The following is a 22631-nucleotide window of genomic DNA, read 5'->3' as shown; positions in this document are numbered from 1 at the left end:
CTGGCTCTCGGCCGGCATCCAGACTGCCCATATCTTCGCCCACGTAGACTGGCAGGGTGCCCGCCGATCGCCTCCATCTCGTGCGCCACGGAGAGGTCCACAACCCCCGCCGCGTGCTGTACGGACGGCTCCCGGGCTACGGACTCAGTGGCGACGGCCGCCGCATGGCGCGCCAGGCGGCCGAGTACGTCCACGGTCTCGGCCGCCCCGTCGGAAGCCTGATCGCGTCCCCGCTGCAGCGCACGCGCGAATCGGCGGAGGCCTTCACCGAACTCCTCGGCATCGAACCCGTGATCGATGACCGGGTGATCGAGCCGACCAACGTGTTCGAGGGACGCCGGATGAGCCGGGCGATGATGAACCCGTTGAGCTGGCGACACCTCTCCCGCCCCGAGATCCCGTCGTGGGGCGAGCCTTACGCGCAGGTCGTCGACCGGATGCAGGCCGCGATGTCCGACGCGTGGCACGACACCGGATCCGGCGACGTCGTGATCGTGAGCCACCAGCTGCCGATCTGGGTCACCCATCTTTTCGTCGCCGGCCTGCCCACCCGTCACGATCCGCGCCGCCGGCGCTGCGCCCTCTCCAGCGTCACGAGCTTCGAGCTCTCGGGAGATGTGTGGCGCGAAGTGGGTTACGTCGAACCGGCGTCGACCGCCGGTGCGGTGGATGTGGGGGCGGTGTGATGCGCGGCATCCGTTCGTCTTCGACCCGTCGCATCGCGGCGCTCGCCGTCAGCGGCGCGCTCGTCTTCTCTCTCGCGGCCTGCGCGAACGACCCGCTCGCGGACCAGTACCGTCAGGGCGACAACAAGGGTTTCATCGCCGGCGACGGTGCCGTGCAGGAGATCGCGGAGGATCAGCGGGGAGAGCCTGTCGAGTTCGCCGCCACGACCGAGAACGGCGACCCGGTGTCCAGTGCGGACTACGCCGGAGACGTGCTGGTCGTGAACTTCTGGTACGCCGCGTGCGGACCGTGCCGCGCGGAGGCGAAGGATCTCGAGGCCGTCTACCAGGAGTTCGCCGGCGAAAACGTCGACTTCCTCGGGGTGAACACGCTGGACTCGCCGGCGGCCGCGACCGCGTTCGCGGAGAACTACGGCATCACCTACCCGAGCGCGATCGCCGCCGAGACGCCCGCGATCAAACTCGCGTTCGCGGAGAAGACGCCGATCCAGGCCACGCCGACCACTCTCGTCCTCGATGCGCAGGGCCGGGTCGCCGCCCGCATCATCGGCCCGATCGACCCGTCGATCCTGAAGACCCTCGTGCAGGACAAGCTCGCGGAGACCTCGTGAACCCGGGCGCCGTGATCGCCGACGGCGCGCTGTGGCTCGCGCTGCCGATCGCACTGCTCGCCGGGCTCGTGTCCTTCCTCTCGCCCTGCGTCCTTCCGCTGGTCCCCGGCTACCTGGGCTTCCTCGGCGGCGCCGTCGCGCCCCGCACGCCGAGCGGCGCGCCGACGGATGCCGCTCCCGCCGCGACCGCGACGGTCACCGAGACGGGGCGCGGCCGTCTGCTGGGCGGCGTGCTGCTGTTCATCGCCGGTTTCACCGTCGTCTTCATGGCGATGAACATCCTCGGCGGCGCGGTCGGGCTGTTCTTCCTCGAATACGCCGAGCCGATCACGCGTGTGATGGGCGTCGTGATCATCCTGCTGGGGCTCGTGTTCATCGGGCTGTTCGGGTTCGCCCAGCGCACGTTCAAGCCGCAGGTGCGCGGCAATCTCGGTCTCGTCGGGGCGCCGCTCCTCGGCCTGGCGCTCGGTATCGGCTGGGCTCCCTGCATCGGCCCGACCCTGGGCGCGATCCTCGCGATGTCGTGGAACTTCGGCGATCCGCTGCGGGCGGGGCTGCTCGGGCTCGCGTATTCGCTCGGTCTCGGCATCCCGTTCGTCCTCCTCGCCCTCGGCTTCGGCTGGGCGACGCGATCCGTCGGCTTCCTCCGCCGTCACATCCGCACGGTGAACATCATCGGCGGCGTCCTCCTCGTGATCCTCGGTGTCCTGATGGTCACGGGTGTCTGGACCGCGCTCATGGCTCAGCTGCAGGGGGTGTTCCTGAATGTCCCGCTCCCGCTCTGACGCACCCGGCGACGCGGCGCCCACCGAGGGGATGCTGCGCCCGGCCGATCACGCCGACTCCGGCGCGGCATCCGACGGCGACATCGCCCAGCCCGCGCTCGGGTTCGTCGGCTGGCTGCGGTGGGGCTGGCGGCAGCTCACGAGCATGCGCACGGCACTCGTGCTCCTCCTGCTCCTCGCGATCGCCGCGGTGCCGGGGTCGCTCGTGCCGCAACGCAGCGCCGACCCGAACGGCGTGACGCAGTACTTCACCGACAACCCCGACCTCGCGCCGGTCCTGGACAACCTCCAGCTGTTCGACGTGTACACGTCGGCGTGGTTCTCGGCGATCTACATCCTGCTGTTCATCTCGCTCATCGGCTGCGTGATCCCGCGCACGAAGCACCACTGGAAGGCGCTGCGTGCCCGCCCGCCGCGCACTCCGGCGCGGCTGGAGCGTCTGGCCGACCACCGTGAGTCGCTCGTCGAGCTGGCTCCCGGCGCCTCTGCCGAAGACGCGGCGGTGACCGCGATCGAGGCTGCTGCGCAGCAGCTGAAGCGCGGCGGCTACCGCGTCGAGCGGTACGACAGTCGCGGCACGCTGTCGGTCTCGGCCGAGCGCGGCTACGTGCGCGAGACCGGGAACCTCGTCTTCCACACCGCACTGATCGGCGTCCTCGTCGCGGTCGGCGTCGGAGGCGGCTACACGTACACCGGGCAGGGCGTGATCATCGAGGGCGGCACGTTCGTCAACACGCTGCTGGACTACACATCGTTCAACCCGGGGCGCTTCGTCGACGAGGGGACGCTCGAGCCGTACTCCCTGACCCTCGACGAGTTCGACGTGACCTACCAGCCGCTCGGCTCGCAGGGATCCGGCCAGGCCGGCGACTTCGTCGCGCACCTGACCACGCAGCTCGCCGGGCAGGAGCCGCAGGAGGGCGACGTCCGGGTCAACCATCCGCTGGAGATCGCCGGCGACCGCGTCTACCTGATGGGCAACGGCTACGCACCCACGATCACGATCCGCAACGCCGCGGGCGACGTCGTGTTCTCCGAGTCGGTGCCGTTCCTCGCCCAGGACACCAACATGACCTCTCTCGGTGTGGTCAAGGTTCCCGACGGCATGCCCGAGCAGCTCGGGCTCGTCGGCTTCTTCTACCCGACCCAGGCGCCGCTCGCGTCCGGGGCGTTCACATCGGCGTACCCCTCACTCACCCTGCCCGTGCTCACTCTCGACGTCTACGAGGGCGACCTCGGCATCGACGACGGCACGCCGCGTTCGGTGTACGCGCTGGACACCTCGGACATGACCCAGCTCACCGGCCGCAAGATCGACGTGCCCTCGCTCGAGCTCGAGCCGGGGGACACCGTCGATCTGCCGAACGGGCTCGGCACGATCACGTTCGAGGACGTCTCGCCCCCGGGTGCCCGGAGATCCGAAGAGTCCGTCAAGCGCTTCGTCTCGCTCTCGATCCACCGCGACGCCGCCGCGAGCTGGGTGCTGCTGTTCGCCTCCCTCGCCGTCGTAGGCCTGCTCGCCGCGCTGTTCGTCCCGCGGCGCCGGCTCTGGGTCAAGGCGACCGTCGACGGGCACACCCTGCGGCTCGAGTACGCCGGCCTCGCGCGCGGTGAGGATCCGACGATCGCGACGGCGCTGGACCAGTTCGTCCGCCGTCACGGGGATGCACTCGAGCCGCTTCTGAAGGACGCGCAGCCGGCTGATCCGGCCGGCTCGCGGCAGGGCTCGCCCGACGCGCCGCGCGTAGACTGAGACCATGCCCGAAGCCCTCACGCTCGACGCGGTTTCCGTGCTCCTGGTCTGGACCGCGATCTCGATCTACGCACTGGCCTTCATCGCCTACACGGTCGATCTCGCTCGCCGCGGGGCGAGTGCAGTGGAGAAGCAGGATGCCGCCGCCCGCGAACTCGTGACGGTCGGCGCAGCCGCCGCATCGGCGGACGGCGCTCCGGTCTCGGCGGGTCGGTCGGCGAACGACCGTCTGCGCGCGGAGGAACGCGACGCCGAGATCTCCTTCTCCGCGCGTCCCGCGGACCGGCCGCGCCTGGTCTGGGCGCGGATCGGCACGTCGCTCACCGTGCTCGGGCTGCTGTTCCACATCGCCGGCGACGTCACGCGCGGCATCGCCGCCGGGCGTGTGCCCTGGTCGAACATGTACGAGTTCGCCCTCACGGGGACGATGCTCATCGTCGCGGTCTACCTCTTCTCGCTCATCAAGTACGACCTGCGCTTCCTCGGGGCATTCATCACCGGCATGGTCGTCCTCCTCCTCGGCGGTGCCGCGCTCGCGTTCTACGTCGAGATCTCCCCGCTGATGGATCCCCTCAAGAGCATCTGGCTCGTGATCCACGTTTTCGTGGCCTCGCTCGCCACGGCGATCTTCGCGCTCGCGTTCGGCCTGTCGGTGCTGCAGCTCATGCAGGCCCGGCGCGAGCGCAAGACGGCTGCACTGGCGGACGCGTCAGCCGAGGCGGTCGCCGCCGCGAAGACCGGTCCCCGATTCCTCCGCACCCTGCCCAGCAGCGACGCCCTCGAGTCGATCGCGTACCGGTTCGCGATCATCGGCTTCATCTTCTGGACGTTCACTTTGATCGCAGGATCGATCTGGGCCAACGACGCATGGGGACGCTACTGGGGCTTCGACACGAAGGAAGTCTGGACCTTCGTGATCTGGGTGCTCTACGCCGGCTACATCCATGCGCGCGCGACGCGCGGATGGCGCGGCTCGCGCTCGGCGTGGCTGTCGATCATCGGCTTCAGCGCCGTGATGTTCAACTTCACGATCGTCAACATGTTCTTCAAGGGCCTGCACGCCTACAGCGGCCTGAGCTGAGCCGCCCCCGTTTGAGTGTCCAAGACACGCCGTCTTGGCGCGCGCGGACACGGCGCGTCTTGGACACTCAACGGGACGGCATCCAGCCGCGCGAGCTGAGGGCGCGACGAGTACGGGCCACGACCAGGCCGGGATCCGCGAGATGGTGCGAGAGCACGCGGATGAGGATCCAGCCGCTCGCTTCGATGTCCGCCCAGCGGTCGGCGTCCCGTTCGAACTGACGGTGTTCGGCGTGCTGACGACCGTCGTACTCGACCGCGACGCGGTAACGCGGGTAAGCCATGTCGAGGCGGGCGAGCAGCCGTCCGGATGCGTCGCGGAGGTTCCAGTTCAGTTCGGGCTCGGGCAGCCCGCCCCTCACGAGCAGTAGCCGGGTCTCCGTCTCCTTCGGTGACTCCGCGCCCGCCCGCGCCTGCTCGATCGCCTCGCGCAGGTCGACCGCGCCTCGTCGGCGCAGGCGGTCGACCGCCGTGCGCAGCATCTCGTGGTCGGCGAGGTGCTGGTGCAGGAGATGATCGGCCGCCACGGTGAGTCCATCGCGGTGCAGGACGGCGCCGAGCTGGGCCCACACCTCGGCGGGGTGCGGCACGGGAAGCGACCCGCGCAACGTCAGGTCATCCCACGTCAGGCTCAGGCGGTGTCCGACGACGCCCGGCGTGCGCGGCTCGCGCTCGGGCGCGATCGCCCCGACATGGATCAGCCCGTCGCTGCGGCGGGGGAGGGGGAAGCCCCAGAGTTCGGCCGCTGTGAGTCCGCAGAAGAACTGGGCAGCCGTCAATCGCGGCAGGTAGGCAAGACAGCGCTGCTCAGTCGACTCGATCGGCAGGGCTTCGGGTGCGCGGACACCGGCGTAGGGGCGAGTGAGGTCGTTCGCGCGGAGACGACGAGAGGGCACGCCCGCGATTCGCGCCTCGTCCGCGACGAACGGACGGCCCCGCAGCTCGTCGGGAAGGGGCCGCCGCTGCATGCGTCCCATCTCACCCGGCATCGACGAGACCAGATGCTGTCGACGACCGAGCGGTGCACTTCTGGTCAGCCGGGATCGTTGGGGAGGAGTCGACGCGATGCGCGACCCCCGTCGCTCCGGGCCTTGACCCGGCCCCGCCAGAGGTCTAGCGTGACCCGCGGATGAAGCGTCGACTTGGGGGTCCACGCAAAGCAGGGCCGGTTCGGGGGAGCCGCAGCCGCGGGACGAGGATGTGCCGGCGCTTTGTACGGTGTCGATCCGAAGAAGGCGCGATGGTCGAGGCAGATGCAGGTGAGTGCTTGGGCAGCGCCGCTCACGGCGTCCGCGCGCCCCGCCCGAACCCCGATCTTCGGCTCGCCCGCGAAGCGCCGCGCCGGCGTGGAATCCTCGCCGTTCGGCCACGAGAAGGTGCGCGCCGTCCACCGGACTGAGCCTGTTGCCGAGGGTGTTGGGGCGCCCTCGGCAACGCCACATCAGGCGGGGGAGACCACCAGCAGATCGCGCGGGCGGGCGACACGGCGTCTGGCCACGGCGATCGTCGTCGAGATGAACGCGAGCCCCGCCCAGATCAGGAGCCCGGCGATCGCGGATCCGAATCCGCCGGCATCCGTCAGCGCCGCCAGCATGCCGGTGTAGGCGGGCGACGTCGGGAGCAGCGAGGCCGCTTGCGAGAGAACCCCCGGCACGGTGGAGACCACCCCGGTGGCGACGGTCAGCACGCCGACCAACGCGGCGAGCCAGCGACCGGCACCCCCGAACACGGCCACCAGCGCCTGGTTGACCGCGGCGAAGGCGACGCCGGCGATCACGCACAGCAGCGCGAACAGCGACCACTGCCCGAGGTCGTACGTGGCGGCGAGCTGCACGACGCCCGCCACGAGCAGACCCTGGATCGCGCCGATCGCCGCCGCCGGGGCGAAGCCGCGCAGCGCGAGCGCCGCGGACGGCGATCGCGACGTCAGCGCGCGCCGGGACGCGGCCTGCAGGGCGATGAACGTCCCGAGCCCTCCGAACCACAGGGCGAGACTCGCCAGCAGCGGCACGGCGGAGGCTCCGAACAGCGACGAGCCGAGGCCGTCCGTCGTCACCGGGTCGGACACGACGTTCGCGAGGCTCGTCGCCTCACTGTCGGTGTAGCTCGGAAGAGAGTCGGATGCCGTGGCCAGGCCGTCGGCGAGGCTCGACGTGCCGGTCGAGAGCTGGGCGACGCCGTCCGCGAGCGAGGTCGCGCCGTCGGCGGCCTGCGTCGCGCCGTCGGCGAGCTGGGCGGCGCCGGACTGCAGTTCGCGCGCGCCGTCGGCCGACTGGGTCGTGCCGCTCGCGAGCTGGCCGAGGCCGGAGGCGAGGGTCCGGGTTTGGTTCGCCGCCTCCGTCAGTCCGGCGCTCGTCTCCGAGGTCAGCTGTGCGATGCCGGCTGCCGTCGGAGCAGCGTAGCCGCTCGCCGTGCCGGTGCTCGTCGCGGCGGCGACAGCGGCGGTCGCGGATGTACCGGCGGAGCCTGCAGCGAGGCCCAGCCGGGTGCAGAAGTCCGCTGATCCGCCCTGGGCGATGCACTCGGCCGAGAGTCCGCCCAGCGTCTGCGCAAGACCACCGACGCCGGCGGCGAGCGCAGCGGTCTGCGACGCGGCCGTCGCGGCGTTGGACGCACTCAACTGCGCGGCGCCGACGAGCTGCTGGTTGTTCACCTGCGACGCTGCAGTGTCGAGACCGGCGGCGAGCTGGGTCGCGCCGGACTGCGCCCCGCCGATGCCGCTCGCGATCTGGTCGAGACCGCCCGCCAGCGTGCCCGCGCCGGATGCGAGTTGAGATGCGCCGTCGCCGAGCTGCGTGATGCCGCCCGGCAGCTGGGCCGCGCCGTCCGCGGCGCTCGATGCGCCGTCGGCGAGTTGGCGCGCGCCGTCCGCAGCGGTGCCGAGCTGGTCGCCGAGCGTCGTGAACCCGAGGAAGACGTTCTCCAGGTACACCTCCGAGAGCTGGCGGCCGAGGATGGATGCCGCGGCCGAGGTCACCTGGGCGGTGATCGCATCGTCCACGACCTTCGAGTCGGGCGGGGTCGTGACCTCGATGGTCGCCCGCTCGGGAGTGCCGCCGGGGGCGGTCGACGTCGCCGCCGCGGAGAAATTCTCCGGGATCGTCACGACCGCCTGGTACGTGCCGTCCGCGAGGCCGGCGGCCGCGTCATCCGGGTTGGAGAGGGTCCAGTTCAGGTTGCTGGCGATCTCATCAGAGCCCTCGACAAGACCGGCCGTCAGCTGGCGGCCGAGCGGCACGAGCTGATCGTCGATCGTGACCGGCTCGTCCTGGTTCACGATCGCCGCGTTCATGTTGTCGAGGCGCTCGGCCGGGTTGTACAGGGCCGCGACGAGGATGCCGCCGATCAGTACCGGCAGAAGCAGCACTCCGATGAGGGTGAGCCAGGTGACGGGGCGCCGCGATCGCGCGCGCTCGATGTGGAGGGTCATGCGTGCACCTCGGTTGCAGAAGCATCGGTGGGTGCGGCGTCACGCCGCGGGAAGAGGAGGGACTCGGGATCATCCGTGTCCGCGGTCGATCCGGCAGGTTCGGGTTCCGACGGTGCGGCTTCGGGAACCGTCACGTCGACCTCCCCGATCTCGGTCCAGCCGGCGTCGACCAGGAGCGCCCGCGCGGCATCCGGTCTCGTCGTGGACACGAGGACCACCAGACCCGGCGCGTTCGCGGCCGCGTCCCGCAGGGCGACCGATGCGCCCTCGAGCGCGGAGCCCGGGGTGAGGGCGTCGAGACCCTCGACCACCACGATGCGCGGGCGCCCGGAGAGCGCGCGGCGCAGGTCGCGCAGCGGCTGCGTCGACCCGTCGAGCAGCGCGACTCCGACGTGCGCGCGGACCCACGCTTCACGTCCGGGAAGCAGATGGCCCCCCACGCGGGCGGCGCCCTCGAGCGGCGCGCGGCCGGCGAGCGCGAGCAGCAGTGCGCGGGCGCTGCGCGGGTCCTCGGAGGTCACGATGAGCGCACCTCCCGGCTCGACGCGCACGGCGGCGTCCTCGACGAGCGTCGTCGGGCCGGCGCTCACCCGCACACCCTCCGCGACGACCGCTGCGGTCGAGTTCGGCTCGGGCCAGTCGGTGAGCGCGAGCTCGCGCTCGACCGCTTCGCCCTCGATGTCGAAGTGGGGGAGGATCCGGTCGAGCCAGCGCGGCATCCACCACGCCTTGTCGCCGAGGAGCGCCATGACGGCCGGGACGAGCGTCATGCGGACCACGAACGCGTCGATCGCGATGCCGACCGCGAGCCCTAGGGCGATCGGCTTGATCGCGGTGTCTCCTTCGGGGATGAACGCGGCGAACACCGAGAACATGATGACCGCGGCGGCCGTGACGACGCGCGCCGACGCCGTGAAGCCGGAGCGCACCGCGCCGACGGCGATCTCGCGGTCGTGCAGGCCGCCGAGCGCGCGCACCTTGTGCACGTAGTCCTCGCGCATCCGGGAGACGAGGAACACCTCGTAGTCCATCGCGAGTCCGAACAGCACGCCCATCAGGATGATCGGCATGAAGCTGATGATCGGCCCGGTCTTCGCCACGTGCAGCAGGTCCGCACCGACGCCCTGCTCGAAGACGAGTGCGATCACCCCGAACGCGGCGGCCACCGAGAGCAGATAGCCCACGGCCGCCTTGATCGGCACCCAGATCGACCGGAAGACGACCATGAGAAGGATGAGCGAGAGCCCAACGACGAAGATCGCGAACGGGACGAGCGCTTCGCCGAGTCGGTCGGAGATGTCGATCGCGACGGCGGTGAAGCCGGTGACCTTCAGGTCGACGCCGTACTGCTCGAGCCACTCGTCATGGTGCGAGCGCAGTTCGCGCACGAGGTCGGCCGTTGCCGGGTCATCCGGCGCGGTCGTCGGGATGAGCTGCACGATTCCGGTGTCGGCGGTCTCGTTCGGGGTCGCGAGGGCCACCTCCTCGACACCGGGGATGCTCTCGACCTCGTCGGCGAGGTCCTGCATGAGTCCGAGGGGATCGGTCGAGGTGACGATCGTGCCGGTGAGGATGAGCGGTCCGTTGAAGCCCGGGCCGAAGTACTCCGACGTCAGGTCGTACGCCTGGCGGGCTTCGCTGGAGGTCGGCTGCATGCCGGCGTTCGGCAGGGCCAAGGTGAGCGTGGTCGCCGGGAGCGCCAGTGCGCCGAGGCCCGCCACCACCGCGACCGTCGTGATGACGGGATGACGGGTGACGCCGGTGACCCACCGGTCGGCGAAGCCGCGGCGCACGCGCGCCGGAGTCCCCTCGGTCGCGTCGGGGGCGGCATCCGATCGGCGGGCGGCGCGCCGCGGCCGGCGCTTCCACCCGACGACACGGCCCTTCGAGAACCCGAGGAGGGCGGGGGTGAGCGAGACGGCCACGAGCACCGCGATCGCCACGGCGACGGAGGCGGCGATCCCCATGGTCGTCAGGAACGGGATGCCGGCGAAGGAGAGCCCGATGAGGGCGATGAGCACGGTCACGCCGGCGAAGACCACGGCCGAGCCTGCCGTGCCGGTCGCGCGAGCGACCGACTCCTCGGGATCCACGCCGTCGCGGACCTGATCCTGATGTCGCGCGACGATGAATAGCGCGTAGTCGATGCCGACTGCGAGCCCGAGCATGATCGCCAGCAGCGGCGTCGTGGAGGAGATCGACGCGAAGGCGGTCGAGACGAGAATGAGCGAGATCGCCAGTCCGACGCCGATGATCGCGCTGATCAGCGGGAACCAGGCGACGGCGATCGAGCGGAACGTGATGATGAGGACGAACAGCGCCACGAGCACGCCGACCGCCTCGATGAGCGAGACGGCGGGGACGGACTGCGAGAACAGATCGCCGCCGATTGCGACCTGGGCGCCCGCCGGGAGGGAGTCTTCGAGCTCGGCGCTGATGTCGCGCAGCTGGTCCTTCGTCTCGGCCGACACGTCGGTCGCCTGGCCGTCGAACTGCAGGCGCACGATCGCGGCGTCGTCGTCCTCGGACACGAGCCCCGTCACCATCTCGTCGAACGGATCGGTGACCGCCAGGACGCCGTCAAGGTTCTCCAGCTGCCCGATCGCATCCTCGATCGCGGTGGAGTACGGGGCCTGATCCACGCGTCCGCCGTCATCGGCGACGATCACGAGCTGCGCACTCGTGCCGCTGGCCTGAGGGAACGAGCGGCTGAGCTGTTCGAGGCCTGCCTGAGCTTCGGTCCCCGGGATCGAGAACGAGTTGTCGGTTCCCTTCATGAACACCGCGGCGCTGCCGCCGGCGATGCCCAAGAGGAGCAGCCACGCGATGAGCACACGCCAGGAGTGACGGTACGACCAGCGCCCGAGCGCGTACAGAAGAGTGGACACAGCGCCTCCGGATGCCAGGATTCAGACAGATCGGATACAGCGTTGTATCGGATACATGAGTGTATCGTAGGGCGAGCCGCCCGGGCCAACCTGGGGACTAGATGTGAAGATGAGGCGAGGAGACGCATGACCGACACCGTCGACATGGACCCCGCCGGCACCGCCCCGGCGACGTCGCGCCGCCGCGAGGCGACGAGGCAGAAGCTTCTGGATGCCGCCGCCCAGGTCTTCGCCGAGGAGGGCCTGGATGCGGCATCCGTCGAGGCGATCTGCGAGCGCGCCGGCTTCACGCGCGGTGCGTTCTACTCGAACTTCGAGACCAAGGACGAGCTGTTCCTCGAACTCGCCGGGCGCGTCGCCCGGGCGCGCGTGCAGTCCGTCCGCGAGCGGGTCGCGATGCTCGAACGTGACGGGCGTCTCACGGATGTGGCGACCGATGCGCTCGCGGTCGTGCAGCAGGTGCTGGATGTCTCGGGCGATGACCGGCTCGCGATCCTGCTGATGAGCGAGATCCGCATCCACGCTCTGCGCGACCCGCGCCTGGGGGCGGCCTATCTCGCGCAGGACGCGGAGATGCGGGAGAGCGTCGCGCAGATCATCACCGACATCGCCGAAGCGAAGCTCATTCGGTTCCGGCTCCCCGCGGACGAGGTCGCCCGCCTGATGCTGACCGTCTGGGAGAGCGAATCGGTGCGTGCGACGATGGCCGGGCTCGACTATGCCGCGGTCTGCCGGCGCACGGGCGAAGAGCTCGCCCGCGTCGCCCCGCTCGTCATCGAGGTCTGACGCTCAGCGCCGCGCGAGCGGCCCACGCAGCCAAGGCCTGCCCGCCCGCCCCCGACCTTCGGCTTCACCGAGTTCCACCGGTCCCGGATACTGCTGGGTGCGACGGGTGGCGGGCGCCGCGTGCCGCGGAGTGCTCACCGGTCACTTACTGCAGTATCTCGGCACGTCGGCATCGGCGAATCAGACGCAGGAAGGGTGGTCACTGCACGGCATCGTCTGCGGCGCGCGCGAGCTCGGAATGACAGCGCGCGATTCGCGCGTGCCACCACTCGCGCCGCTCGTCCGGGGCCGCGTGGCGCTCGAGGAGGGCGAGGTCGGGTGTCACCCGCCCGACCGGCAGGGCGCCGTTCCGCGGCAGGAGTGCGGGGTCGGTGACGTCCGCAGCCAGGAGCGCCGCCGTGCCGAGCCCGCAGTCGTAGTCGAGATCGGGGAGGGCGGCGGCGAGCGTCGCGCCCATCGCCAGGCCGATCGAGGTGTCCAGCGCGCTGGAGACGACGGCCGGCAGGCCCGCCTCCGCCACGATCCGCAGGGCGCGCCGGATGCCGCCCAAGGGCTGGGCCTTGATGATCACGATGTCCGCGGCGCCGGCGCGGGCCACCGCCAGCGGGTCACTCGCCTTGCGGATGCTCTCGTCCGCCGCGATCGGGATGCCGAGGTACTTCACGCGGCGGCGCAGTTCGGCGAGCTCGTCGATCGTGCCGCACGGCTGCTCGACGTACTCCAGATCGAACTCGGTGAGCGCGTGGATCGCGTGCTCGGCCTCGTCGAGGTTCCACGCGCCGTTCGCATCGATGCGGATGCGGCACTCGGGGCCCATGAGGGTGCGGACCTCGCGCACGCGGGCGACGTCGTCGGACAGGCGCTGGCCGGGCTCGGCGACCTTGATCTTCGCGGTCCGGCAGCCGTCGAAGCGGCCGAGGATCTCGGCCACCGCGGCCGCGTCGACCGCCGGCACCGTGGCGTTCACCGCGATGGACGTCCGCCGCGCGGTGGGGGTCGGCATCCACCCGTAATCGATCGCGCCGGCGAGCCAGGTCGCGGCCTCGGCGTCGTCGTACTCGACGAACGGCGAGAACTCCGTCCACCCCTCGGGTCCCTCGATCAGCACGGCCTCGCGCTCGAGGATGCCGCGGAATCGGGTGACGAGCGGGAGGGACACCACTCGCGCCGTCTGGAGCAGGTCCGAAAGCGGAGGGAGGGCGGCGTCGGTGCTCACCCGACCATCATGCCCTGCGCCGGTCCCTTTGACCGTGAGACGACAACTGCACGTCGAGAGGGTGGGTGAACCCCACGGTCTTGACGTGCAGATGGCGTCTCACGGCTGCCGGGTGAAGTGTGTGGTTGACGATAGTGTGTGACGCACAGTACCGTGTGGGGCATGAGCGAAACCGAGGCACTCGAAACGCATCTGCAGGAGCTGCGGCGGGGGACCGTCGTGCTGGCCTGCCTGCGGCTGCTGCACGTGCCCGGATACGGGTACGGGCTCCTCGAGGAGCTGAGCACCCGTGGCTTCGAGACGGACGCCAACACGCTCTACCCCCTGTTGCGTCGCCTCGAGAAGCAGGGGCATCTCACCAGCGAGTGGAACACCGAGGACGCGCGACCGCGCAAGTTCTACCGCACGAGTGAGGCGGGAGCGCGCCTTGCCGCAGCCCTCGCCACCGACTTCCACGCGATCGCCGCGGCGATCGATGACCTTCCGGAGGACTGACATGAACGACACCGACCTGATCGACCGCTACGTCTACGCCGCAACCCGGAGCGTGCCCGAGCGTCAGCGCCGCGACGTCGCCGACGAGCTGCGCGCCTCGATCCACGACCAGATCGACGATCGTGCCGCCTCCGGCGAGGATCTGCGCACGGCCGAGCGCGCCGTCCTCCTCGAACTCGGCGACCCCGACAAGCTGGCGGCCGGGTTCAGCGACCGTCCCGCGTACCTGATCGGACCGCGGTACTACTTCGAATGGTGGCGACTGCTCAAGCTCCTGCTCTGGGTCGTCGTGCCGATCGCCGCCCTCGGTATCGCGCTCGGGCAGGTGCTGAGTGGCGCCGGCGTGGGCGACATCTTCGCCGGCGCGACTGTCGGCGCGCTCGCGGTGGCGCTGCACGTCTGCTTCTGGACGACCCTCGTCTTCGCGATCCTCGAGCGCAGCCCGGATGCCGCCGCACGGGCAGACCGTGGCGTACGTGGCACGCCGTGGCCGCAGTGGACGCTCGAGCAGCTGCCCGACCCCCGTCCGGCGGGCCTCGGCGTCGGTGACCTCGTGGCCTCGCTGGTCTTCCTCGGGATCGCCGCGATCGCGGCGGTCTGGGACCAGCTGGTGGGCTTCGTCCGCACGGACAGCGCGCCGCTGCCCGTTCTCAACCCCGACCTCTGGCCGTGGGGCATCGCGTTCCTGTTGGTGCTGATCGCGGCCGAGGCGATCTTCGCGGTCGTTCTGCACCGTGCGCGGCGCTGGACCTTCGCCCTCGCGGTCACGAACGCCGTGCTCGCGCTGGCCTTCGCGGCTCCCGCGCTGCTGCTGCTCCTGCAGGGCGAACTGCTCAACCCGGCGTTCTTCGACGAGGTCATCCCGGCGGATTCGTCGGCTGAAGTGTTCCGGGTGACCGCGGTCGTCACGGGCTGCGCGATCATCGGCATCGCCGGGTGGGACATCGTCGACGGTGGCTTCAAGGCCTGGCGGTCGCGCCGGATCACGGCATCCGATTCGCCGTCCGGGCGCCGAGGCCGCCGCGCCGGCTCCTAGGCTGGAGCAATGCCCCTTCTCGACACTCCGGTGCGCCTCGGCGTCCAGATCCAGCCACAGCACGTCACCTATCCGCAGATCCGCGACGCGGTTCTGCGTCTGGAGGAGATGGGGGTGGACATCCTCTTCAACTGGGACCACTTCTACCCGCTGTACGGCGACCCCGACGGCCTGCACTTCGAGTCGTGGACGATGCTCGCCGCGTGGGCGGAGCAGACCGAGCGCGTCGAGTTCGGTGCGCTGGTCAACTGCAACAGCTACCGCAACCCCGACCTGCAGGCCGACATGGCCCGCACGATCGACCACATCAGCGCGAAGGACGGCGGTGAAGGCCGGTTCATCTTCGGGACCGGGTCCGGATGGTTCGAGAAGGACTACGCGGAATACGGCTACGAGTTCGGAACCGCGGGCTCGCGCCTGAACGACCTCGCCGAAGGACTCGAGCGCGTGCACGCCCGCTGGGACGTGCTGAACCCCGCGCCGACCCGCAAGATCCCGGTGCTGATCGGCGGCAAGGGGGAGCAGAAGACCCTGCGGCTCGTCGCCCGCTACGCGGACTACTGGCACAGCTTCGTCACTCCCGAAGAGCTCCCGCACAAGCTCTCGGTCATCCAGAAGTGGGCCGACCAGGAGGGCCGCGACACGTCCGACCTCGTGCTCTCGAACGAGCTGAAGGACCGCGACCAGGCTTTCGCCGACCGACTGTTCGACGGTGGCGTGCGCCTGTTCACGGTCGGCTTCCCCGGGCCGGACTTCGACTACGACGCGATCCGTCGCTGGCTCGCATGGCGGGACGCGAAGAACGGCTGAGACGCGGTCGCCGTGTGACGCCGGCCCCGAGACGGCGTCATCGGCGCCGATAGAATCGCGCGGGTGACCGCCCGATCCGCTGCGCCCCGCTTCGATCTCGACATCGACGGGATTCCGCGGACGGAGCGCGCCGAACTGCTGCTGCAGACCCTCCGCGAGCGCGTCGTGATCGCCGACGGCGCGATGGGCACGCAGCTGCAGGAGCACGACCCGACGCTGGAGGACTACCAGCAGCTCGAGGGCTGCAACGAGATCCTGAACGTGAGCCGCCCCGACATGATCGGGGCGATCCACGACGCCTACCTCGCGGTCGGTGTGGATGCGGTCGAGACGAACACGTTCGGGGCGAACTGGTCGAACCTCGGCGACTACGGCATCGAGGACCGCATCACCGAGCTCGCCGAAGCCGGCGCCCGCATCGCCCGCGAGCGGGTCGAGGCGGCCGAGGGCCGTGATGGACGCGTCCGGTGGGTGCTCGGGTCGATGGGGCCGGGGACCAAGCTGCCGAGCCTCGGGCACACGACGTACGACCACCTGAAGCGCACTTTCACCGAGCAGGCGGTCGGGCTCATCGACGGCGGGGCGGATGCGTTCCTCGTGGAGACCTCGCAGGATCTGCTGCAGACCAAAGCCGCGGTCAACGGCTGCAAGCAGGCGATCGTCGAGCGCGGCATCCGCCTGCCGATCTTCGTCGAGGTGACCGTCGAGACCACCGGCACGATGCTCATGGGCAGCGAGATCGGTGCGGCGCTGACCGCCCTCGAGCCGCTCGGGGTCGACGCGATCGGCCTGAACTGCGCGACCGGACCCGCCGAGATGAGCGAGCACCTCCGGCACCTGTCGAAGCACTCGAGCGTGCCCGTCGCGTGCATGCCCAACGCCGGGCTGCCCGTGCTCACCGCAGACGGCGCGCACTACCCGCTTTCGCCCGACGAGCTCGCGACGGCGCACGAGCAGTTCGTGCGGGAGTTCGGGCTGGGTCTGATCGGCGGATGCTGCGGCACGACCCCGGCGCACCTGAAGGCCGTGGTCGATCGGCTGCGACCGGTCGGTGCGCCGTCTCCGCGCACGCCCGCGGCCGAGCCGGGCGTCGCGTCGCTGTATCAGCACGTGCCGTTCGCGCAGGATGCCGCGTACCTCGCGATCGGCGAGCGGACGAACGCGAACGGATCCAAGGCGTTCCGCGAGGCCATGCTCGAGGGGCGGTGGGACGACTGCGTCGAGATCGCGCGCGGGCAGATCCGCGTCGGCGCGCACCTGCTGGACGTCTGCGTGGACTACGTCGGCCGCGACGGCGTGGCCGACATCCGCGAGGTCGTCTCGCGCTTCGCCTCGGCATCCACTCTTCCGCTCGTGATCGACTCGACCGAGCCCGCCGTGATCCGCGCGGGCCTCGAGCTGATCGGCGGCAGGCCGGTGGTGAACTCGGTGAACTACGAGGACGGAGACGGGCCCTCGTCGCGCTTCGGACGCATCATGCCGCTCGTGAAAGAGCACGGCACCGCGGTCATCGCGCTCACGATCGACGAACAGGGCCAGGCGCGCACCGCGGCCGACAAGGTGCGGATCGCCTCGCGCCTGGTCGACGCGCTCGTCGGCGAGTGGGGGATGCGGGTCGAGGACATCATCGTGGACTGCCTGACCTTCCCGATCGCGACCGGGCAGGAGGAGACGCGGCGCGACGCGATCGAGACGATCGAAGCGATCCGGCAGATCTCGGCGAAGTACCCCGGGATCCAGACGACGCTCGGTGTCTCGAACGTCTCGTTCGGGCTCAACCCCGCCGCGCGGAGCGTGCTGAACTCGGTGTTCCTGCACGAGGCCGCCGAGGCGGGGCTGACCTCGGGCATCATCGACGCCGCCAAGATCGTGCCGCTCGCCTCGGTCCCGGACGACCGGCGCAGGGTCGCGCTCGATCTCGTCTGGGACCGCCGGGAGTACGACGCGGACGGGACCCTCACCTATGACCCGCTCGCGGCGATGCTCGACCTGTTCGACGGCGTCGACAGCGCCGCGCTCAAGGACCAGCGTGCCGCCGAACTCGCGGCGCTCCCGGTGAACGAGCGGCTCGAGCGGCGCATCATCGACGGCGAGGCCAAGGGTCTCGAGGAGGATCTCGACCTCGCGCGCGAGGGCGGGCTCAGCGCGCTGCAGATCATCAACGACCACCTCCTGGAGGGCATGAAGGTCGTCGGCGAGCGGTTCGGATCGGGCGAGATGCAGCTGCCGTTCGTGCTGCAGTCCGCCGAGGTCATGAAGACCGCGGTCGCGCTCCTGGAGCCGCACATGGAGAAATCCTCCGCGGCCGGAAAGGGAACGATCGTGCTCGCCACCGTGCGGGGCGACGTGCACGACATCGGCAAGAACCTCGTCGACATCATCCTCACGAACAACGGCTACGACGTGATCAACCTCGGCATCAAGCAGCCGATCGCCGACATCATCGCCGCGGCCGAGGAGCACGACGCCGACGTGATCGGCATGTCGGGGCTGCTCGTGAAGTCCACGGTCGTGATGAAGGAGAACCTGCAGGAGCTGCAGTCGCGCGGCCTGGCGAAACGGTGGCCGGTGATCCTGGGCGGTGCGGCGCTCACTCGGGCCTACGTCGAGGACGATCTCGCCTCGCTGTTCGACGGAGAGGTGCGCTACGCCCGCGACGCGTTCGAGGGGCTCGCGCTCATGGAGCCGCTCGTGAAGATCGCGCGTGGGGCATCGCCGTCGGAGGTCGGCCTGCCGGCCCTCAAGAAGCGGATCCACGCCGCCGGGGCGCGACTCACGCTCACCGAGCCGGAGGCCATGCCCGGTCGTTCGGACGTGGCCTCCGACAACGCCGTGCCGGCGCCGCCGTTCTGGGGAACCCGGATCGTCCGCGGCGTGGCGCTCGCCGACTACGCCGCGTTCCTCGACGAGCGGGCGACGTTCATGGGGCAGTGGGGACTCAAGCCCGGTCGCGGGGAGGACGGTCTCACGTACGAGCAGCTCGTCCAGAACGAGGGTCGGCCGAGGCTGCGGTACTGGCTCGACCGGATCCTCGCGGAGGGGATGCTGGACGCGTCGGTCGCGTACGGGTACTTCCCCGTCGTGGCGGAGGGCGAGGATCTGGTGGTGCTGCACCACGGCGACGACCCCGCCGGTGCGCTCGGCGTGCCGGGGCTGCTCGCGCCGGACGGCGGATCGGGCGGAGCGGTCGGCGCCGACCGTCTGCGATTCACGTTCCCCCGGCAGCGCCGCGACCGCCACTTGTGCCTGTCGGATTTCGTGCGCTCACGCGGATCCGGCCAGATCGACGTTCTGCCCGTGCAGCTCGTGACCGCGGGTGCCCACATCGACACCGTGACCGCCAGGCTCTTCGCGGCGGACCGCTACCGGGACTACTACGAGCTGAACGGACTCGTGATGCAGCTGACCGAAGCCCTCGCGGAGTTCTGGCATGCCCGCATCCGATCGGAGCTCGGCTTCGCGGGCGAGGACCCGACCGACACGGCGGGCCTGTTCAAGCTGCAGTACCGGGGTGCGCGCTTCTCGCTCGGGTATCCCGCGTGCCCCGACATGGAGGACCGGCGCAAGATCGTCGAGCTGCTGCGGCCCGAGCGCATGGGGGTCGAGCTCAGTGAGGAGCTGCAGCTGCATCCCGAGCAGTCCACGGACGCGTTCGTGTTCCACCACCCCGAGGCGAAGTACTTCTCGGTCTGAGATCGCGGTCAGCGCAGCGCGGGCACGGGGATCGCGGTCGGCGCGGTGACGGGCTTCGCGCGGCGCAGAGCCGTGAGCACCGGACGGCCGATGATCAGGATGCCGAGCACGGTCGTCAGCGCGCGCAGGGTGTCCCACGTCAGCGTCGAGGTCACGAGCGTGTACACCAGAAAGCTCGCGAGGTTCTGCCCGACCGGTGCACCGGCCTCGTACGAGATACCTGCCCCTGCGCCGACCGCGAACGGCCAGAACCACAGGTTCATGATGAGCCCGAACGCATACGACGCGGCGATGCCGTAGAGGCACAGCATCCCGATCTCGGCCCTGCCGCGCAGCCGTGGGAGGAGTCCGGCGCCCGCGCCGACCCAGGCGCACGCGAACATCTGGAACGGCGTCCAGGGTCCGATCCCGCCCCACATGAGGGAGGACAGGCCGATCGTGAGGATGCCGAGGAGCAGTCCGAAGCGCGGCCCGAAGGCCCGCCCGGCGAGGATCAGCAGGATGAACACCGCCTCGACGCCGCCGACGCCCGTGCCGGCGATCCGGATCGCGGCACCGATCGCGGCCAGGGTGCCCAGCAGCGCGAGGCTGTGCGCGGAGCGCACCGTGCCGTCCAGCAGCGCGAGCACCAGCAGCGCCGCGACCGGAACCAACGCGACCGCGATGACCGGCGCAGCCGCCTGCGCCTGCGCGGGAAGCGCGGCAGCCAGGAGGGGCCATGCGAACGCGGCCAGGGCGACCAGGTTCATCGCGAGCAGGCCGATCACCGGCAGCCGCGACCGGTCGACCGGCGTCCCCCCGATGCCGAATTCAGGCCGGTTCCGCACCGGGCTGTCATCGCTCGCGGAACCCAGGGGCCCACCGACCGGAATGCCCTCAGCATGGATCCCGCATCGAGGGGTGGGGTGTATCGGGTCGCCGAGCCGCCCGCCGGCGATCGGGAGGAGCCGGTGCGCGATCGCGTCGGCGAAGGCGCGGTCGTGCGTGGCGATCACGACCGCGGTGCCGCCCTCGGCGAGGTCGGCGAGGGTGCGGGCGAGAAGATCGCGGGCACGCGCATCCAGTCCGCGGGTCGGCTCGTCCACCATGAGCACCCGGGGAGCGCGGGCGAGCTGCAGAGCGACGGCGAGCACGCGGCGCTCGCCGGCGGAGAGATCGCGCGGATGCCGCTCCGCCCGCGGTCGGCTGCCGGCATCTGCGTCGAGGAACCGCGCGAACCGGCCCAGGGTCGTCCCGACCGGCAGGTGCGCCCGCCGGTCCGCGCGCCGGCATTCGTCGCGGACGGTGTCGCAGAGGAAAAGGTCATCCGAGGCGTCCGGCACGAGCGCGACGACGCCCTTGGCGTGGACCTCAGCGCGCCCCGGCAGGGCGAGCGCGGTCAGGAGGCTCGACTTCCCCGCTCCGTTCGGCCCGACCACCGCAACGATCTCGCCGGCTGCGACGTCGATCGCGGCGCCCTGCACCGCCACCCGATCCCCGTGCCGCACGGTCAGCTCCGCCGCCCGGAGGGCGACGTCTCCGAGTGGCGGGGAGGGCGTTCGCACCGGGTCGGTCACTGCAGCGACAGGTGCGCCGTCGATCACGAGTCCTTCGTCCGTGATCGTGAGCCATCGATCGGCCACGCCACCCAGTTCTGCTCCGCGGTGCTCCGCCACCATGACGCACATGCCCGCCCGGTGCGCAAGGTCGGCGAGGAGACCCACGATCCGCGCCCGGGAGGCGACGTCGAGGTCGGCGAGCGGCTCGTCCACGAGCAGTAGGACGGGCTGCTCGACGATCGCGGCCGCGACCGCGACGAGCGTCGCCTCGCCGGCCGACAGCCCGGACAGCCGCCGATCCAGCAGCGCGGTGATCCCCACGCGATCGGCGACCTCCGCCACCCGCGCGCGGATGATCTCCGGCGCGACGCCGCGCAGGCTCAGCGAGAGACCGATCTCATCGCAGACCCCTTCGGTCGTGAACGCCTCACGCGGATGCTGCAGCACGACGCCGACGAGTCGCGCCATGTCGCGCGGCGGCACGTTCGAGCGGTCATGTCCGGCGACGGTGACGAGCCCGGCCGCGGTTCCGCCGTCCAGGTGCTGGTGCACTCCGCTGAGCGCGCGGAGAAGGGTCGTCTTCCCTGATCCCGTCTGTCCCGTGAGCACGGTCAGCGTCCCCGGCGCGAGCCGGAGGTCCGACGCACGGACGATCGTGCGCCCGCGGTGCCCGATCTCGGCATCCCGCACCACGACGGGACGCGCGCAATCGCCCTCACGCGGTACGCCCGCCAGCCCCCGCAGCTCGAGCGCCGCGGCGACCGCGGTCGCGCGTTCGAGCGTGCGCTGCAGCAGCGGCGCGAGCATGCGCACCCCGGCCCGCTCGCCGCGCAGCCGCTGGGCGGAGCGCACCGCGCGCACCCCGTCGACCAGAGCGGGAAGCGTCGCCCATGCCACCGCGAGCGTCCGGGCGATGCCGCGGAGGGGGCCGCCGCGTGCACCCCGCCCGAACAGGCGCGAGATGTCCACGATCGCGTTCAGCAGGCCGAAGACGAGGATCACGAGCGCGATCGGGATCGCGCTCGCAGCGGCATCCCCCAAGCCCTGCGTCGTGGCGGGCCCGAACATCACCACATGCCCGAACGGCGGAGGCAGACGCAGTTCGGGGAGCGGAAGCACGACCTGTCCCGCCCCGTCCGCCCCGTGGAACAGCACGCGGTACACGACCCGCACCACGACGAACCCGGCGGCGAGGACGGCCGCCGCTTTCAGCGGTGCGGGGCGGAAGGTCATGCTCAGGGGGAGGCGGGCTCGCCGTTCAGGGTGAACAGGAGCTCGAGCGTGTCGCCGGGCTCGAGCGCAAGGGTCGACAGGCCCTCCTGCGCGTAGTCCCACTCGCCGCCGGCGGGCTTGACCCACAGCGCCCAATAGGCGAACGCGGCCGGCATCGACGCGCATTCCTCGCGATAGTCCGACCCGTCTTCCGCGGTCAGCACGAGATCGGCGGCAGGGACGCCGTCCACGCGGCAGACGACCTGATCACCGTACTCATCGGTCCCCTCGACCGGGATGCGAGCGAGGTCGAGCGCATCGGAGCCGACGATCGTCTCCTCGGTCGGCACGCACCAGGTCGCCGACGCCTCGTCCGCGTCGCCGAGCGCAGCAGCGTCGACGATCACCGTGACGCCTTCGGAGTCTTCGCACGTTCCCGCGAACGCCGGGATCACGATGTCGGCGGAAGCGGTCGGCGCTGCTGTCCCTCCGTCGGCGCATCCGGCGAGGGCCGCGACCAGCAGCGCGGCGGCGGTCACGGACAGCAGACGAGGCACGGAAGTCACCGGATCAGCGTAGGCGAGCGCGCCCCGAGCCGCCGCCGGATGACGT

Annotated in this window: 16 protein-coding genes; 10 read left to right on the top strand and 6 right to left on the bottom strand. The window is 70.9% G+C overall.

Translation table 11 applies throughout. The features are described from left to right. The first annotated feature begins 56 nt into the window (after positions 1-56). Genes ABD197_RS14275 through ccsB form a run of 5 tightly spaced genes read left to right on the top strand, consistent with a single transcriptional unit; the run spans position 57 to position 4916 of the window. Positions 57-686: a histidine phosphatase family protein gene (locus ABD197_RS14275; RefSeq protein ID WP_344055521.1), complete on the top strand. Its 630-nt coding sequence runs from the start codon at positions 57-59 to the stop codon at positions 684-686. Next, a complete protein-coding gene (locus tag ABD197_RS14270) occupies positions 686-1297 on the top strand; it encodes a TlpA family protein disulfide reductase (protein ID WP_344055520.1) in 612 nt (203 codons plus the stop codon). Before ABD197_RS14275 ends, ABD197_RS14270 begins: the two co-directional genes overlap by 1 nt. Next, the gene (locus ABD197_RS14265; RefSeq protein ID WP_344055519.1) at positions 1294-2082 is read left to right on the top strand and encodes a cytochrome c biogenesis CcdA family protein; all 789 of its coding nucleotides are present in this window, start codon (positions 1294-1296) and stop codon (positions 2080-2082) included. Before ABD197_RS14270 ends, ABD197_RS14265 begins: the two co-directional genes overlap by 4 nt. After that, positions 2063-3835, top strand: a complete 1773-nt coding sequence (resB, locus tag ABD197_RS14260; RefSeq protein WP_344055518.1) for a cytochrome c biogenesis protein ResB — start codon at positions 2063-2065, stop codon at positions 3833-3835. The genes ABD197_RS14265 and resB overlap by 20 nt, the downstream gene beginning before the upstream one ends. A gap of 4 nt (positions 3836-3839) precedes the next feature. After that, positions 3840-4916 carry a c-type cytochrome biogenesis protein CcsB gene (gene ccsB, locus ABD197_RS14255; RefSeq protein WP_344055517.1) on the top strand — a complete coding sequence of 359 codons (1077 nt, stop codon included), beginning with the start codon at positions 3840-3842 and terminating at the stop codon, positions 4914-4916. Positions 4917-4983: 67 nt separating this feature from the next. On the opposite strand, the gene ABD197_RS14250 is transcribed toward ccsB, so the two are convergent. The 3 genes from ABD197_RS14250 to ABD197_RS14240 all read right to left on the bottom strand — a co-directional run bounded on the left by ABD197_RS14250 (position 4984) and on the right by ABD197_RS14240 (position 11233). Next, on the bottom strand, positions 4984-5883 hold the full coding sequence (locus ABD197_RS14250; RefSeq protein WP_344055516.1) for an endonuclease domain-containing protein: 900 nt from the start codon (positions 5881-5883) through the stop codon (positions 4984-4986). Positions 5884-6356: 473 nt separating this feature from the next. After that, entirely contained in the window at positions 6357-8345 is a 1989-nt protein-coding gene (locus tag ABD197_RS14245) for a YhgE/Pip domain-containing protein (protein WP_344055515.1), read from the bottom strand. Continuing rightward, positions 8342-11233 (bottom strand): MMPL family transporter, encoded by a 2892-nt coding sequence (locus ABD197_RS14240; protein ID WP_344055514.1) that lies wholly within the window; start codon positions 11231-11233, stop codon positions 8342-8344. Before ABD197_RS14240 ends, ABD197_RS14245 begins: the two co-directional genes overlap by 4 nt. Positions 11234-11359: 126 nt before the next feature. Between ABD197_RS14240 and ABD197_RS14235 the strand changes: the two genes are divergently transcribed. Beyond that, a complete protein-coding gene (locus ABD197_RS14235; RefSeq protein WP_344055513.1) occupies positions 11360-12019 on the top strand; it encodes a TetR/AcrR family transcriptional regulator in 660 nt (219 codons plus the stop codon). A gap of 199 nt (positions 12020-12218) precedes the next feature. Here ABD197_RS14235 and ABD197_RS14230 read toward each other — a convergent pair whose 3' ends face one another. Beyond that, entirely contained in the window at positions 12219-13235 is a 1017-nt protein-coding gene (locus ABD197_RS14230; RefSeq protein WP_344055512.1) for an o-succinylbenzoate synthase, read from the bottom strand. A gap of 162 nt (positions 13236-13397) precedes the next feature. Here ABD197_RS14230 and ABD197_RS14225 point away from each other — a divergent pair, with 162 nt between their 5' ends. From ABD197_RS14225 to metH, 4 genes are all read left to right on the top strand, one after another. After that, a complete protein-coding gene (locus ABD197_RS14225; RefSeq protein ID WP_344055511.1) occupies positions 13398-13730 on the top strand; it encodes a PadR family transcriptional regulator in 333 nt (110 codons plus the stop codon). A gap of 1 nt (position 13731) precedes the next feature. Beyond that, complete coding sequence (locus tag ABD197_RS14220; protein ID WP_344055510.1) at positions 13732-14766, top strand: permease prefix domain 1-containing protein; 1035 nt, start codon at positions 13732-13734, stop codon at positions 14764-14766. A 9-nt stretch (positions 14767-14775) separates the two neighbouring features. Next, a complete protein-coding gene (locus tag ABD197_RS14215) occupies positions 14776-15576 on the top strand; it encodes an LLM class F420-dependent oxidoreductase (RefSeq protein WP_344055509.1) in 801 nt (266 codons plus the stop codon). A gap of 63 nt (positions 15577-15639) precedes the next feature. Then, positions 15640-19269 (top strand): methionine synthase, encoded by a 3630-nt coding sequence (metH, locus tag ABD197_RS14210; protein ID WP_344055508.1) that lies wholly within the window; start codon positions 15640-15642, stop codon positions 19267-19269. 8 nt (positions 19270-19277) lie between these two features. Here metH and ABD197_RS14205 read toward each other — a convergent pair whose 3' ends face one another. Next, positions 19278-22040 carry an ATP-binding cassette domain-containing protein gene (locus ABD197_RS14205; RefSeq protein WP_344055507.1) on the bottom strand — a complete coding sequence of 921 codons (2763 nt, stop codon included), beginning with the start codon at positions 22038-22040 and terminating at the stop codon, positions 19278-19280. A 2-nt stretch (positions 22041-22042) separates the two neighbouring features. Further along, on the bottom strand, positions 22043-22585 hold the full coding sequence (locus ABD197_RS14200; protein ID WP_344055506.1) for a hypothetical protein: 543 nt from the start codon (positions 22583-22585) through the stop codon (positions 22043-22045). Positions 22586-22631: the final 46 nt, after the last annotated feature.

The sequence above is a fragment of the Microbacterium lacus genome (genome assembly GCF_039531105.1).
GTDB lineage: Bacteria > Actinomycetota > Actinomycetes > Actinomycetales > Microbacteriaceae > Microbacterium > Microbacterium lacus.
The sequence above is the reverse complement of the archived record's forward strand: the minus strand, read 5'-3'. Positions and strand labels throughout refer to the sequence as shown.